Source organism: Rhizobium phaseoli (genome assembly GCF_003985125.1).
Classification (GTDB): Bacteria; Pseudomonadota; Alphaproteobacteria; order Rhizobiales; family Rhizobiaceae; genus Rhizobium; species Rhizobium phaseoli.
Window position 1 is genome coordinate 17945 of sequence record NZ_ML133580.1, and the last position, 13983, is coordinate 31927.

Here is a 13983-nt window from a genome sequence, read left to right on the forward strand (position 1 = left end):
ATGCGCGTTTTTCAAAATTCCGGGGTATATGCTGCTTATATGCGGCGGCTTGATATACTCGCAGTTGATGCGAGAAGTTTTTCAGACAGATTATCTATTTTTCTGGATCGCTATGGCGCTTGCCACATACTGAACCCGGTGATGGAGTCCTCTCCGGACACCTTCTTTACGAACGGCGATGACGAGATACTTCAACGATATTGGGCGGTAGAAAATGGTTTGCCCGCCATCTCCGACATGGAGCAGATCTTGCTGAGCCAGATCGAACATCACCGCACCGAGATATTTTATAATTCGGATCCGATGCGATACGGGAACGATTTCGTCCGCAAACTTCCTGGCTGCGTGCGAAAGTCAATCATGTGGCGAGCAGCGCCGTCCGGCAATACCGACTTCGGCGCCTACGATTTGATCGTCTGCATCTTTCCTACCATATTGGAAGGTTATCGGAGGCTTGGCTGGCGCGCGGAATATTTTGCACCAGCCCATGATCCGGCAATGGATAGCTATGCCGAAAATCGAGACCGGCCAATCGATGTGCTTTGCACAGACGTCCGAAGAATATTCGCGCAGTGTCCCGTACCCCTCTTTTCGGACGCGAGCTTTATGAGGCGATTTCGCAGGCGAAAATTGTTCTAAACGGCGCCGTGGATATGGCAGGAACGGACAGGGGAAATATGCGATGCTGGGAGACGCTAGGATGCGGTGCGCTAATGGTCTCGGACTCCGGTGTTTACCCCGAGGGGATGGTCAATAATATCAGCATGATAACATATGAGGATGCGGAATCCGCGGCGCGGACAATTGTAAATCTGCTTCGGGAACCGGAGCGCCTTCAGGCGTTAGCCAACGAGGGAACCCGTACTGTACGAACCGTGTACAGCAAGCGTGCCCAATGGCTTAACTTCCAACGGCTGGCTGCAAGCGCATGAAGCTTAGCCTGACCACGATCGCAAACATGGCGGCGGGATGGTTGGCCGCAAGCGGAGCAAATTTCTCGTCGGGAGTGGAAGCAATGTCCGTTGGCTGGCATTGCGATCCATTCGCGGAGGCACTGTGAAGGTTGGCGAGAACTGTATCATCAATTGCAATATCAGCTTCGATGATCCCCGCGGCCGCATCAGCATTGGCGATCGCTGCTATATTGGTGCCAGTCACTTAGTATGCCATTCCGGAATTACGATTGGAAACGATGTCATCATCTCATGGGGAGTGACAATCATCGATCATGATTCTCATTCTCTCGACTGGGAATCGCGCAAGAACGATGTGACCGATTGGGGCTTAGGAAAGAAGGATTGGGCCGGGGTTTCCATCAAGCCGGTGTTTATTCAGAACAAGGTGTGGATTGGTTTTGGCGTGAGTATCCTGAAGGGGGTGACAGTCGGCGAAGGGGCAGTTATTGGAGCCCATGCTGTTGTCACGCGCGATGTCCCCCCTTACACCGTCGCCGCCGGTAACCCCGCTCGCATAATTCGGAATCTCAAGCGGACGCAAAAGGAGACAGAAGGTCAACTATGACGGCAACAAAGTTGGACACGTGGGAAGCAGCCGTCCAGTGGCTTCGGCAACAGCCTGACCAGCAAAAGCTGGTGCTCGATGCCTATTACGACGATCCGATTCTGCAGGCGGCCGAGCGGTATTGGCGGAGCGGCGAATGGGGTGCCATTCGCGAATTTCTCCCGCAGGCGCCAGGAACTGCAATCGATATCGGCGCCGGTCGTGGTATTGCCAGCTATGCTCTGGCAAAGGAAGGTTTTGAAGTAACGGCGCTAGAGCCCGACGCGAGCGACCTCGTGGGTGCCGGTGCAATTCGTGCCCTCTTCAATGAAGTTCATCTTCCCATTTCTATCGCCGAGGAGTTTTCCGAAAAGCTCCCATTCTCCGACAATGCCTTCGATGTGGTCTTTGCCAGAGCCGTTCTGCATCACACCTCCGATTTGTCGGCCGCGTGCCGCGAATTCTTTCGAGTGCTCAAGCCCGGCGGGCGCTTCATCGCAGTTCGCGAACATGTGATATCGAGCGAACGCGATCTGCCGATCTTTCTGGATCGCCATCCCCTGCACAAACTCTATGGAGGGGAAAACGCCTTTCTTCTGAAGGAGTATCAGAACTCTATTGTTTCGGCCGGTTTCAAGATGGACAAGCTCCTTATGCCGCTGGAGAGCGAGATCAACTTCGCCCCCTACACTCGGGCGGAGTTGAAGGCGCAGATTGCCATGCGATTGCCGTTCTTCGCCAGAGCCGCTCCCGCGCTTTTGAGTTCTCGGTCAGTCTGGACGATCTTCTCGCATATTGCAGCAAAGTTCGATCGGCGGCCGGGCCGGCTATATTCGTTCGTCGCCACGCGACCCCAATAAAGAAAAAAAATGGCTCGTATACTCATCACAGGTGCTCACGGATTCATCGGAAGATATCTGGCAAAGTCGCTTGCACTTGCCGGGAACTCCGTATTCGGCCTTGGGCACGGTACCTGGTCACCACTTCACGCCCAGCGCTGGGGGCTAGTCTCTTGGCATAACGGCGAGGTCGATATCCCCAATCTTCGGTTGATTCAACAGCAGTTTGGGACGGTGGACATTGTGTACCATCTTGCGGGGGGCTCATCGGTCGGAGCAGCAATCGCAAATCCTCGCGAAGATTTCCACCGCACGGTCAGCTCGAGCATTGAACTCCTTGAATGGATGAGACTGGAGGCCCCTAAAAGCAGCTTAGTGGCGGTTTCTAGCGCTGCTGTTTACGGGGCAGGGCACACAGGTCAGATAGCTGAAACGGCGAAACCCAACCCCTTCTCTCCCTATGGTCATCACAAGCATATAATGGAATCTCTCTGCATCTCCTATTGCGAGAGTTACGAGTTAAAGGTCGTGATCGGTCGGCTGTTTTCAGTTTATGGGGAGGGATTACGCAAGCAATTGCTCTGGGACGTTTGCTCTCAGCTCGAGGTTCATCCTGAGCGACTCCTTCTCGGTGGCAGTGGCAACGAGCTTAGAGACTGGACGGCGGTGACCGACGTCGCGCGCGCGCTGTCGCTTATCCACACCGAGGCGAGCCCCTCGCCAAAAGTTATCAATATCGGCACCGGGCGCGGCACCAATGTTCGCGCGATCGCTGAAGGTATTGCCCAGGCATGGGCGGTCGATACCAATTTGGAAGCCAAGATTGAATTTTCGGGTAAAGCACGAGCTGGCGATCCTCAAAGCCTGATAGCACAATCCGAGCAGCTCGCAGCCCTTGGATTCGAGTGGCAAAAGGATTTGATGGAAGGCCTCTCAGGCTATGTCAGGTGGTTTCGCTCGGAATCCGGTGTGAGATCATGACCCGTATTGCCTTTACGATGATCGGCGGGAAAAACTGGACCGGCGGCTATAACTATCTGATAAATCTCGCTAGGCTGCTGTCCGCTGATCAGAGCAGAGCTCTTACGCCCGTAATGTTCTTTGGAACCGACGTCGATGAAGAAGATATAACTCCATTTACGGCTCTCAATTGCGTTGAGGTGGTCCGTAGCCCGCTCTTTAACAGATCCAGGAGCTTCAGATCTCTGCTCACCGGTCTTGTCACCGGCGCCGACTGGCGTGTGCGTAAGCTGTTTAGAACTCACCAGATAGATGTCGTATTTGAGGTGGCACAATTTTTTGGTTTCAATCTCGGCATCCCCGCTATTGCCTGGATCCCAGATTTCCAGCACCGCTTCCTCCCTCATCTCTTCAGTAAGCTTGGCTATTGGAAACGCGATATAGGGTTTAGAATTCAGGTCCTGGGAAAACGCGAGATCATGTTGAGCAGTGAAGACGCGCGCGCCTCGTGCGAAGTTTTCTACCCGTCCTCCCGGGGGCGCACACACGTCGTCAGGTTTGCGGTGTCGCCCAAGGTAGTGATTGTTCCTGCGGCTGCTCGTGCTCTTGCCGACAAATATGGACTGCCTGAGCGGTATATCTTCCTTCCCAACCAGTTCTGGCAGCACAAGAACCATCTTCTTGTCGTGGAGGCATTGACGATCCTCCGTCGCCGAGGTCAAGACGTTACTGTCGTAGCATGTGGCAGCCAATCTGATCCGCGCGACCCCTCTTATTTTCCGCGTGTGAAGGCTGCTATCGACAGTTCCGGTCTCTCCTCAAACTTCATTCTTCTCGGTCTTATCCCATATGGCGATCTTGCTCCGCTCGCAACCGCTAGTATGGCCTTGCTCAATCCATCTCTCTTCGAAGGATGGAGCACGACAGTCGAAGAGGCCCTGTCGTGGGGCGTACCGTTGATTTTGTCGGATTTGGACGTCAATAGGGAACAGGCGGGCGAAGTGGCCGTATTTTTCGATCGCCATGACGCGCAGGCGCTTGCAGACGCACTTGCTTCGGCAAATCTGTCTTCGCCGGATATTCTGTTCGAACGGGCGGCGAAGGCACAGGCCATCGCTAATAAACGCGTCAATCGCTTCATCACTGATTTCCATGCGCTTGTTCAACGGGCTGCCACCAAACGTCGGTAGCAAACCACGGACGAAGGCCGGGGGGACCTCGCCTCTACCCACCAGTTGTGAAAGTAAGTGTGAATGCGCGAACCGAAAATATCAATCATCACCGTTGTCTTCAACAACGAAGCCACGATCGCTGATACGATCGAATCCGTTCGTGCTCAAAACTATCCAAATATGGAGTATATCGTCGTCGATGGACTCTCAAAGGACCGCACGCTTGATCGGATCAACGAACGCCGCGATATTATCACGCGCCTAGTTTCCGAAGAGGACTTCGGCATCTATGATGCCATGAATAAAGGAATAAGTCTTGCGACCGGCGATGTTATCGGCTTCATCAATGGGGACGACTTCTACATGCCGGGCGCTCTGGCAAAGGTCGCGGAGGCGTTCCGGGATCCAGCCCTGGAAGCATGTTACGGGGATCTCTGCTATGTTAGGCAAGATGATACCTCAACGATCGTGCGCGACTGGCGCTCTTCGCCTTTTGTACCTCGGGCTTTCGAAAAAGGCTGGTGCCCGCCTCATCCAACCTTCTTTGTAAGGCGCGAAGTCTACAAGCGCCTCGGGTCATTTGACCTCTATTATAGGATTGCTGCTGATGTAGAATTAATGATGCGCTTTCTAGAACGCCACCGTATTAAGTCGAAATACCTGCCCGGCACTATGGTGAAGATGCGAATGGGCGGCACGACAAATCGTAGCTGGAGGAATATCCTGCAGCAAAACAAAGAAATTCTATTTGCGCTTGAAGCTCACGGGTTGAGAGCCAGCCCAGTACATTTCTTCTCTAGGAAGCTTTTGTCGCGGGGCATGCAGGTACTTCGTGCGGCCTTGCTCAAGATGCGCTGACGCATTAGCCGTTCGACCGGCTGCGGCGATTTCGCTGCATGAGGTATGCGCTCTTAAGGAGGTTGACTAGAACGCCGATAACGAACCCGACAAAGAGACCTGCAGTCAGAATAGTTATCTTGGTCGGAGATGCTGCATTTGATGGAGCGTAAATTGGGGAAAGCAGCGTTGCAGATTTGCTCAATTCTAGTTTACCCGTCAAGTCGGCAATGTCCTTACGCAATGCGATCGCATCGTCGCGTGTCGCGAGATATATTGCCTGCTGCCATCCGGAATCCTGTGCCTCCTTCAGGAGCCTCGAATTTTCCACGAGTTGATCCTGCAGTGACCTGATTTGAGATTTCAGATGTTCCGAGCTGATGGACGCAACCAACGTCTGCTGTTCTTGAACCCCCCGCACGATCGCGGCGACGCACTGCCGCGCCAATTCAGCGGCTGGGGCGGTAAAGGAAATTTCGATGACGTCACTGGGAACTGATGGTGCCGTCACCCTCACATTTTGCGAAATCTGTTCGGCGGTTACCGGGCCGCCGTCGGAGCACGCGGAGACGGTCTGCTGATCGAAAGCTGATGGAGATCGCAGACGAAAAGTAACATGCTCACGAGGCTCCACAAGAGCGACGGCATCAGGGTCGAGCTGTGTCGGAGCCGACGCACTTGCAAGCACTAATTGTGCTGAGGCTTGATAGTAAGGTTGGCTACGCCAGACGAAAATGCCTGCTAGTGCAACTCCAATGGAGCAGCACACAATAATGATGGGCATGCCACGCCTTAGAAAGGAAACAACAGAGAATAGATTAATTTCCTCGTCAAATAGTCTTTGTTCCATGATCGCAGCTTTCAGAATCCGCCATCGGCTCAAATTTAGCAAAGAATTTCATAACAGCTGGGAGCCTAATGACGCTTCAACCCTATCGGACCTTCAATGTCAATCATCAAAAGACCGCAACCTGGGCTTATCACGATGCCTCATGGGATTCCGTTAACCGCACGACTATGCAGATCTTCGCCTGCCTCGTCGTTGTGATTTTACGGACGCCGCAGCCACGGTCACGCCGCTGAATTGGTTTCTACGCCGACGAAAGCTAAATCTGAGACCTCGCCTGTCGAAGAATAGCCGGAAACGAGCTCAGCTAATATCGTGCGGGCAGCGATCATATCGTTTCGATCCAATGCCGCATTGAGCGCGTTGATCTTTTTCAAAAGCTCCGGCCAGGAAAGGAAATCCTCACGCGCCTTCATAATCCTGGGATGTTCGGTTGTCTCAGGATTATCGCCGATCAGCAATTCTTCATAGAGCTTCTCGCCGGGCCTGAGACCGGTCACGGAAAGCTCGATATCCCCTTCGGGATTATCCTCGTCGCGAACAGCCAATCCCGAAAGCTCGACCATCTTGCGAGCGAGGTCTGCGATGCGGACGGGCTCGCCCATGTCGAGCAGGAAAACATCCCCACCTTCGGCCATCGCGCCCGCCTGAATGACAAGTTGCGAGGCCTCCGAAATGGTCATGAAGTAGCGGGTTATTTTCGGGTGCGTCAAGGTAACCGGCCCGCCGTCCTTGATCTGCTGCCGGAACAGCGGCACGACGGATCCGGAGGACCCGAGCACGTTTCCGAACCGGACCATGGAGAAATTCGTGCGCACTCTGTCAACGGCCGGTTCTACGGCAAGCGCCTGCAGAACCATCTCCGCCAGCCTCTTGCTGGCGCCCATCACGTTCGTCGGACGCACGGCTTTGTCCGTACTGATCAGCACGAAATTCAAGACGCCGCATTTATTCGCCGCGCGTGCGGTGATCAGCGTCCCCATGACGTTGTTCTTGATGCCTTCCACCGCATTATGTTCGACGAGAGGCACATGCTTGTAAGCGGCGGCATGATAGAGCGTCTGCGGCCGCCAGCTCCGCATGATATGTTCCATGCGGTCCGGGTCGCGGACGGAACAAAGGATCGGAACGATCTGCAGGCTTTCCTGCTTGTAAAGTTCGGCCAGCTTCAGCAATTCCGCGTGAATATTATAAAGCGCGAACTCGTTCTGATCGATGAGGATGAGGCTCGAAGGCGCATTGCGCAGAATCTGCCGACAGAGTTCACCACCGATGGAACCGCCGGCGCCCGTGACCATCACCACCTTTTTGCGCATCGCCTTGTCGAGCAATTCCTGCCGCGGCGCCACCGCTTCTCTGCCCAGCAGATCTTCGATCTCCAGCTCGCGAATGTCGGAGACGGCGACACGGCCCTGAGCAAGCGCCGTGAGGTCCGGCAATGTCCGAACATTCACCCTGGCTTTGCGAATGCGCTCGAGGATTTCATTGCGCCGCTGCCGCGATGCGGATGGCAGAGCAAGAAGCACATTGTGCACGCCAAGAGCTTCGGCGAGCGCCGGAAGATCCGAGGGGTCATAGATGGGCAGGCCACCCATGATGCCGCCCTTGAGACGCGGATCATCATCCAGATAGCCGACGACGTTGAGTTCGGCGCTATTCGTCAGCGCAGCCGCCAGTTGCCGCCCGGCCTTCCCGGCCCCATAGATCAGCACCTTGGCGAGCATATCCTGGTGAAGGATACGCTGGTAGGCATCCCCCAGCCAATAGCGGATACTCAACCGCGACAGCCCAATCCCGATCAACAGCAGGAAAGGCTGGAGAATACCGACCGTTCTCGGAACACCCGGGACGCTGAGAGCCGTAAATATCGTCATGAAGGCGAAGCCGTAGATCGCAATCGCCTTTAAAACAGTAATGAACGCAGCCAGATTGGCATAACGGAAGATCGCCCGATACATGCCCATGACGATGAAGATGGGAAGGGCCATGCACAGCGAAACGAACACCGGCAGCCACTGGACGCCGGTCAGCATCGTCCATTCGTTCAGCCTGAAGCAATAGGCCAGCCAGATCGTCAGAACGCAAAAGCTGGAGTCCACCAGCAAAGCCAGAACGCGTTTGGCAACCCGCGGCATCGCCAGCAGAGGGGCGACGAGCGCCTGCATCGGCACTAGCAACCATCCGGAGCGCGATGTCTCAGAGGGAGAGTTTTCAGGCATTGCTTACCAGCGTCTCGCAGATCAACAGACAACCACCTTCTTGTCGCTTTCTGCAACGAGCGCAACTGAAATAATCGGAAATCAAGGTCTTCCGCACCGACTTGTCTATCAGAAGTAGGTAGCATAGTGCCTATTACCTTCTGACAAATACCTGCCGCTGATGCTGGATTCAGGCTAGCGGAGCGCGAGGGGAAGAGTTTAGTCTCATTGTCGCAGTCTCACGTCAACCGAGGAGATCGACGATACTCATTTCTCCTGGCCGCAGTTACATGGGGGTTGCACTCGTTCGGTCATTTCCATAAACACATCCCGAAGATTGCATCGAAAGACGACGTGAAAAATGACGAAAACCGCGCTTATTACTGGGGTAACTGGTCAGGATGGTGCCTATTTGGCCGAATTGCTTTTGAGCAAGGGCTACACGGTGCATGGCATCAAGCGGCGATCCTCATCTTTCAACACCGGCCGTATCGAGCACATTTATCAGGATCCGCATGAAGCCCATCCGCGCTTCATCCTCCACTATGGCGATATGATCGACTCGACCAATCTCCTGCGGATCGTGCAGCAGACTCAGCCTGACGAAATCTACAACCTTGCCGCACAAAGCCATGTTGGCGTCAGCTTTGAAACGCCTGAATATACGGCGGACGCCGATGGCATTGGCACGCTGAGGCTTCTCGAGGCGATCCGCATCCTCGGCCTTGAGCAAAAGACCCGATTCTACCAGGCGTCGACATCGGAGCTTTACGGCCTTGTTCAGCAAGTGCCGCAGAGCGAGAAGACGCCGTTTTATCCGCGCTCCCCCTATGCTGCTGCCAAGCTCTATGCCTATTGGATTGTCGTGAATTATCGCGAGGCTTACGGTATGCATGCGTCGAACGGAATTCTGTTCAACCATGAAAGCCCGCTTCGCGGCGAAACCTTCGTTACCCGCAAGATCACGATGGCGGTGGCTGCCATCCATGTCGGCCTCCAGGATAAGCTCTTCCTGGGCAATCTCGACGCCAAGCGCGACTGGGGCCACGCGCGCGAATATGTCGAAGGCATGTGGCTGATGCTGCAGCAGGACAAGCCGGAAGACTACGTCTTGGCGACGGGCGAGACGACCAGCGTGCGCCAGTTTGTCGAATGGGCCTTTGCCGATATCGGCATCACCCTGGAATGGAAGGGGTCCGGCGTCGACGAGAAGGGCTATGACGCCGCCTCCGGCCGATGCCTCGTCGAAATCGATCCCCGGTATTTTCGCCCGACCGAAGTCGACCTTTTGCTTGGCGACCCGACCAAGGCGCGTCAGAAACTCGGCTGGCACCATAAAACGCCGGTTCGCGACCTCGCTGCCGAAATGGTGCGTGAAGATATCAAGCACTGGAAGTCTCAAAACTTCAGGAAAGAGAGCTGAGTGTCCGACTTGTCCAACAAGAAAATCTGGGTGGCCGGCCATCGGGGCATGGTGGGCAGCGCTCTTGTGCGCAGGCTTCACTCAGAAAGTTGCACTGTCATCACGGCAACGCGGCAGGAGCTTGATCTCAAGCGGCAGGACGAGGTCGAAAGATTCGTCCAGACGAACAGACCGGATGCGATCATCCTCGCGGCCGCGAAGGTCGGCGGGATTCTTGCGAACGACACCCTTCCGGCCGATTTTCTCTACGATAACCTGATCATCGAGGCCAATATCTTCGAAGCCGCGCATCTCTGCGGCGTCGACAGGCTCCTGTTCCTGGGTTCAAGTTGCATTTACCCCAAATTTGCACCGCAGCCGATTTCTGAAGACGCGCTTCTGACCGGTCCGCTCGAGCCGACCAACGAGTGGTATGCGATCGCCAAGATCGCCGGGATCAAGCTGGCGGAAGCCTACCGCAAGCAGCACGGGCGCGATTATATTTCTGCCATGCCGACCAATCTCTATGGTCCGGGCGACAATTTCGATCTGCAATCCAGTCACGTTCTGCCGGCGCTGATTCACAAGGCCCACCTCGCTAAGGCGACGGGAGCTTCCGAAATTACCATCTGGGGAACCGGAACGCCCCGGCGGGAATTTCTTCACGTCGACGATTGTGCGGATGCGCTCGTTTTCCTGTTGAAGAATTATTCGGGCGCCGAGCATGTCAATGTCGGATCGGGAGAGGATATCGAAATCCTCGAGCTCGCCCACCTGGTTTGCCGCGTTGTCGGTTATGAAGGAAAAATCACCCACGACCTCTCCAAGCCGGACGGTACCCCGCGCAAGCTCATGAGCAACGACAAGCTGAAGAACATGGGCTGGAAGCCTCGCATCTCGCTGGAGGAGGGGGTTCGCGCCGTATATGAATGGTTTCTCCAGGTCGAAGGCAACGCCGCCGCGGTGCGACAGTAGCGATCGAGCCGTTTAGAATCTCGTCGAGAATGATTGTCGCCGATCCATCGGCGCGGCGACATCAGCGTGCCGTCAGCATCGGGCGTGGCGCTGGTCTGATGTCTCTCCCTGAGCGGAGCTGTTGATCGAAGCGCACGATGACGGCCGGGACCACCGCAACCGTTCACCGCTTTGACAAGCCGCAGGTCAGACATTCCTACCGGCGCCTGTTCATCTCATCAATTTGGGAGAATTTGGCTGGGGAACCTGGATTCGAACCAAGATCGACGGAGTCAGAGTCCGCTGTTCTACCATTGAACTATTCCCCAGCAAGGGCGAACCGGCGGGCGGTTCGGCTGGTGTGCGGCGCTTATAAACAAAAGCCCGGCGATTGCAAATACCTGTTTTGAAAAAAATCGGCCTTCTCGGCCAGGGCTGAAATTATCCCGCAAATCCCTCTCTTAAAAAAGAATTTGGTGATTTTGGCGGGCGCTGATATTCTTGCGGCAACGCAAAAATCGAATGAGCGCCTGCTGCATACCTCAGGGAGTTGCGCGGCGCGGTGGAAAAACAACGTGGAAGACCCCGAAGGCGGCGTAAAGCCGCAATTTGACGGGGCGTCGGCGGCAGGGCGCAAGGACGGCAAGAAGTCCAGGCGTCGCAAGGGCAAGCGCGGCGGGCAAACCCGCAGCGCCGCTCATCCCGCTTCGCATGAGCTCTCCGGCAATGCCGGGCAGCCAGCGCGCCCAATCGAAGATACCGCCGGACATCCGGCACGCAAGCGAAAGCGGCGCCGTCGCGGTGGCCATGGCGTTTCGCAGGAGGGCTCGCTTCGACCCCAGCCGATGGAACAGACGGGCGTCGCAGCCAATGCTGTGCGGTCTGATGGCGATTCGGCGTCGAGCCGGCGCAACCGCCGCAAGCACCGCGGCAAGCGCGGTCTGCAGGGCCGGCCGCTGACATCGGCAAAGCCTTCCCATATCCAACTGCAGAAAAACCGGATTGAAGAGACGGCGAGTGCCGTCGTTCCGCGCGAGGTCCAGAACGGCGCCGGCCGCAAGGGCCGCCCGGAGGGCAACGCGCACCAGGGCGATCGCCAGGCGCCCGAGCATGCCTGGCCCGAAGAGCTCTATGCCGCTCTCGATCTCGGCACCAACAATTGCCGCCTGCTCATTGCCCAGCCGACCCGTCCGGGCCAGTTCCGCGTCGTAGACGCTTTTTCCCGCATCGTCCGGCTCGGCGAAGGCCTGGCGGCAAGCGGCCGTCTATCCGACGAGGCGATGGAAAGGGCGATCGAGGCGCTGAGGGTCTGCGCTTCCAAGCTCCGCAACCGGGAGATCCGCCGCATGCGGCTGATCGCCACCGAAGCCTGCCGCCAGGCGGTCAATGGCGAGGAATTTTTGGGTCGCGTGGTTGCCGAAACCGGCCTCGAGCTTGAAATCATCGATCGGGAAACCGAGGCGCGGCTTGCCGTCTCCGGCTGCTCTTCGCTCGTCGGCCGCGAGACACGCTCCGTCGTGCTCTTCGATATCGGCGGCGGTTCGTCGGAGATCGCCGTCATCCGCATCGGCGACAATCGCTTCAGCCGGCTTGCCAATCACATCACCCATTGGACGTCGCTGCCGGTCGGCGTGGTGACACTGTCGGAGCGTCACGGCGGACGTGATGTCACGCCGGAGCTGTTCGAAGGCATGGTGCGCGAGGTCGAGGGCATGCTTGGGCGTTTCGATTGCCCCGAGATCGAAATTGCCCAGACCGGCGATTTCCACCTGATCGGCACGTCGGGCACGGTGACGACGCTTGCCGGCGTCCATCTCGACCTGCCGCGCTACGACCGGCGCAAGGTCGACGGCATCTGGCTGTCGGACGACGAGGTCTCCGCTATGCAGGCAAAACTGCTTTCGTGGGATTTCGACAGCCGCGCCGCCAACCCCTGCATCGGGCCGGATCGGGCCGATCTGGTGCTCGCAGGCTGCGCCATTCTCGAGGCGATCCGCCGCCGCTGGCCGAGCCCGCGCATGCGTGTTGCCGATCGCGGCTTGAGGGAAGGCCTGCTCACCGACATGATGGCCGATGACGGCGTGTGGCGGCGTAATCGCAACCGCCGCGGCCAGCGCGCGAAATAGGGGAAGGGCATGACCAAGGCACCGATCGCCGGAAATCGCACCGGCCGCAAGCTCGGCCAGCGCGTCAAGAACAAGAAGATGAAGGCGTCCTCCCGCCAGTGGCTGCAGCGCCACATCAACGATCCATATGTGCAGCGCGCCCAGCTCGAAGGCTATCGCGCCCGCGCCGCCTTCAAGCTGCTCGAGATCGACGAGAAATACCACATCCTGCGCGGCGCCAGGCGGATCATCGATCTGGGTGCGGCTCCCGGCAGCTGGTCGCAGATCGCCGCCAAGGTCACCGGCTCGACCGATGAGGATATCCGTGTGGCCGCGATCGATTTCCTGGAAATGGCCCAGCTTCCCGGCGTCAAGATCCTGCAGCTTGATTTCCTTGATCCGAGTGCGCCGGAAAAGCTGATGGAGGCCGTCGGCGGCACGCCCGATCTCGTCATCTCCGATATGGCAGCGCCAACCACCGGCCATCACCGCACCGACCACCTGCGCACCATGCATCTGTGCGAAGTCGCGGCCCACTTCGCCATCGAGGTGCTGGGGGAGGGCGGGCATTTCCTCACCAAGACCTTCCAGGGCGGCACCGAGCGTGATCTGCTCGCGATGCTGAAGCAGAATTTCCGCCAGGTCGTTCACGTCAAGCCGAACTCGTCGCGCGCCGAATCGGTCGAGATGTTTTTGTTGGCCAAGGGCTTCAAGGGCCGCAAGGCGGAAGGCCACGCAGAGGAAGCTTGATCTCGGGCCGATCCCGGCCGATGATGACGGTCCCATGCTTCTTTACGTCACGCTCGGAACCAATGACCTCGATCGCGCAGCGCATTTTTATGATGCCGTTCTGCCGTTGCTCGGCTATCGCCGCCAGCAATATTCGCAGGAGGAGATCGGCTATTCCGCCGACAGCGATACGCGCTGCCGCTTCTGGGTGGTGACGCCGTTCAATCGCCGCCGGGCGACGGCAGGCAATGGCGCCATGGTCGCGTTCACGGCTGAAACGCGGGCGGCCGTCGATGCCTTCCATGCGGCGGCGATTGCGGCAGGCGCCGCCGATGAGGGCGGGCCGGGTCTGCGCTCCTACCATGCCCATTTCTATGCCGCCTATATCCGCGATCTCGATGGCAACAAGCTCTCTGCCGTCTGCGAGAGCCCTGAATAGA

Annotated in this window: 14 protein-coding genes and 1 tRNA gene; 12 read left to right on the forward strand and 3 right to left on the reverse strand. The window is 57.1% G+C overall.

Annotation, left to right across the window (positions count from 1 at the left end; all coding sequences use genetic code 11):
- From EFD56_RS22585 to EFD56_RS22610, 7 genes are all read left to right on the forward strand, one after another.
- Entirely contained in the window at window positions 1-639 is a 639-nt protein-coding gene (locus EFD56_RS22585) for a hypothetical protein (RefSeq protein ID WP_225881619.1), read from the forward strand.
- A complete protein-coding gene (locus EFD56_RS33230; protein WP_425376309.1) occupies window positions 573-932 on the forward strand; it encodes a glycosyltransferase family protein in 360 nt (119 codons plus the stop codon). Before EFD56_RS22585 ends, EFD56_RS33230 begins: the two co-directional genes overlap by 67 nt.
- A gap of 124 nt (window positions 933-1056) precedes the next feature.
- On the forward strand, window positions 1057-1521 hold the full coding sequence (locus tag EFD56_RS22590; protein ID WP_245440634.1) for an acyltransferase: 465 nt from the start codon (window positions 1057-1059) through the stop codon (window positions 1519-1521).
- Window positions 1518-2360, forward strand: a complete 843-nt coding sequence (locus tag EFD56_RS22595) for a class I SAM-dependent methyltransferase (protein ID WP_126906339.1) — start codon at window positions 1518-1520, stop codon at window positions 2358-2360. Before EFD56_RS22590 ends, EFD56_RS22595 begins: the two co-directional genes overlap by 4 nt.
- 9 nt (window positions 2361-2369) lie before the next feature.
- A complete protein-coding gene (locus EFD56_RS22600) occupies window positions 2370-3320 on the forward strand; it encodes an NAD-dependent epimerase/dehydratase family protein (RefSeq protein WP_126906340.1) in 951 nt (316 codons plus the stop codon).
- Window positions 3317-4489, forward strand: coding sequence for a glycosyltransferase family 4 protein (locus EFD56_RS22605; RefSeq protein ID WP_126906341.1), 1173 nt, complete (start codon window positions 3317-3319; stop codon window positions 4487-4489). Before EFD56_RS22600 ends, EFD56_RS22605 begins: the two co-directional genes overlap by 4 nt.
- Window positions 4490-4552: 63 nt before the next feature.
- Window positions 4553-5329 carry a glycosyltransferase family 2 protein gene (locus tag EFD56_RS22610; protein WP_126906342.1) on the forward strand — a complete coding sequence of 259 codons (777 nt, stop codon included), beginning with the start codon at window positions 4553-4555 and terminating at the stop codon, window positions 5327-5329.
- 4 nt (window positions 5330-5333) lie between these two features.
- Here EFD56_RS22610 and EFD56_RS22615 read toward each other — a convergent pair whose 3' ends face one another.
- Together EFD56_RS22615 and EFD56_RS22620 are read right to left on the reverse strand one after the other, a co-directional pair.
- Window positions 5334-6158, reverse strand: coding sequence for a Wzz/FepE/Etk N-terminal domain-containing protein (locus EFD56_RS22615; RefSeq protein ID WP_210288702.1), 825 nt, complete (start codon window positions 6156-6158; stop codon window positions 5334-5336).
- 221 nt (window positions 6159-6379) lie between these two features.
- A complete protein-coding gene (locus EFD56_RS22620) occupies window positions 6380-8374 on the reverse strand; it encodes a polysaccharide biosynthesis protein (RefSeq protein ID WP_126906343.1) in 1995 nt (664 codons plus the stop codon).
- Window positions 8375-8714: 340 nt separating this feature from the next.
- On the opposite strand from EFD56_RS22620, the gene gmd reads away from it, so the two are divergent.
- Together gmd and fcl are read left to right on the forward strand one after the other, a co-directional pair.
- A complete protein-coding gene (gene gmd, locus EFD56_RS22625; protein ID WP_126906344.1) occupies window positions 8715-9776 on the forward strand; it encodes a GDP-mannose 4,6-dehydratase in 1062 nt (353 codons plus the stop codon).
- Complete coding sequence (gene fcl, locus EFD56_RS22630) at window positions 9777-10730, forward strand: GDP-L-fucose synthase (RefSeq protein WP_126906345.1); 954 nt, start codon at window positions 9777-9779, stop codon at window positions 10728-10730. It begins immediately after the preceding gene.
- A gap of 234 nt (window positions 10731-10964) precedes the next feature.
- Here fcl and EFD56_RS22635 read toward each other — a convergent pair.
- A tRNA-Gln gene (locus tag EFD56_RS22635) sits at window positions 10965-11038 on the reverse strand.
- 246 nt (window positions 11039-11284) lie between these two features.
- Between EFD56_RS22635 and EFD56_RS22640 the strand changes: the two genes are divergently transcribed.
- From EFD56_RS22640 to EFD56_RS22650, 3 genes are read left to right on the forward strand one after another with little or no spacing between them, the layout of a single operon-like run.
- Complete coding sequence (locus EFD56_RS22640) at window positions 11285-12835, forward strand: Ppx/GppA phosphatase family protein (RefSeq protein WP_126906346.1); 1551 nt, start codon at window positions 11285-11287, stop codon at window positions 12833-12835.
- 9 nt (window positions 12836-12844) lie between these two features.
- Window positions 12845-13564, forward strand: coding sequence for an RlmE family RNA methyltransferase (locus tag EFD56_RS22645; RefSeq protein WP_012482788.1), 720 nt, complete (start codon window positions 12845-12847; stop codon window positions 13562-13564).
- A 34-nt stretch (window positions 13565-13598) separates the two neighbouring features.
- Entirely contained in the window at window positions 13599-13982 is a 384-nt protein-coding gene (locus EFD56_RS22650; RefSeq protein WP_126906347.1) for a VOC family protein, read from the forward strand.
- Window position 13983: the final 1 nt, after the last annotated feature.

Bases quoted from the DNA above. Each gene is read 5' to 3' on its own strand.
- EFD56_RS22650 (WP_126906347.1), top strand. From the start codon at position 13,599: ATGCTTCTTTACGTCACGCTCGGAACCAATGACCTCGATCGCGCAGCG.
- gmd (WP_126906344.1), top strand. From the start codon at position 8,715: ATGACGAAAACCGCGCTTATTACTGGGGTAACTGGTCAGGATGGTGCC.
- EFD56_RS22605 (WP_126906341.1), top strand. From the start codon at position 3,317: ATGACCCGTATTGCCTTTACGATGATCGGCGGGAAAAACTGGACCGGC.
- EFD56_RS22595 (WP_126906339.1), top strand. From the start codon at position 1,518: ATGACGGCAACAAAGTTGGACACGTGGGAAGCAGCCGTCCAGTGGCTT.
- EFD56_RS22615 (WP_210288702.1), bottom strand. From the start codon at position 6,158: ATGGAACAAAGACTATTTGACGAGGAAATTAATCTATTCTCTGTTGTT.
- EFD56_RS22585 (WP_225881619.1), top strand. From the start codon at position 1: ATGCGCGTTTTTCAAAATTCCGGGGTATATGCTGCTTATATGCGGCGG.
- EFD56_RS22610 (WP_126906342.1), top strand. From the start codon at position 4,553: ATGCGCGAACCGAAAATATCAATCATCACCGTTGTCTTCAACAACGAA.
- EFD56_RS22620 (WP_126906343.1), bottom strand. From the start codon at position 8,374: ATGCCTGAAAACTCTCCCTCTGAGACATCGCGCTCCGGATGGTTGCTA.
- EFD56_RS22645 (WP_012482788.1), top strand. From the start codon at position 12,845: ATGACCAAGGCACCGATCGCCGGAAATCGCACCGGCCGCAAGCTCGGC.
- EFD56_RS22600 (WP_126906340.1), top strand. From the start codon at position 2,370: ATGGCTCGTATACTCATCACAGGTGCTCACGGATTCATCGGAAGATAT.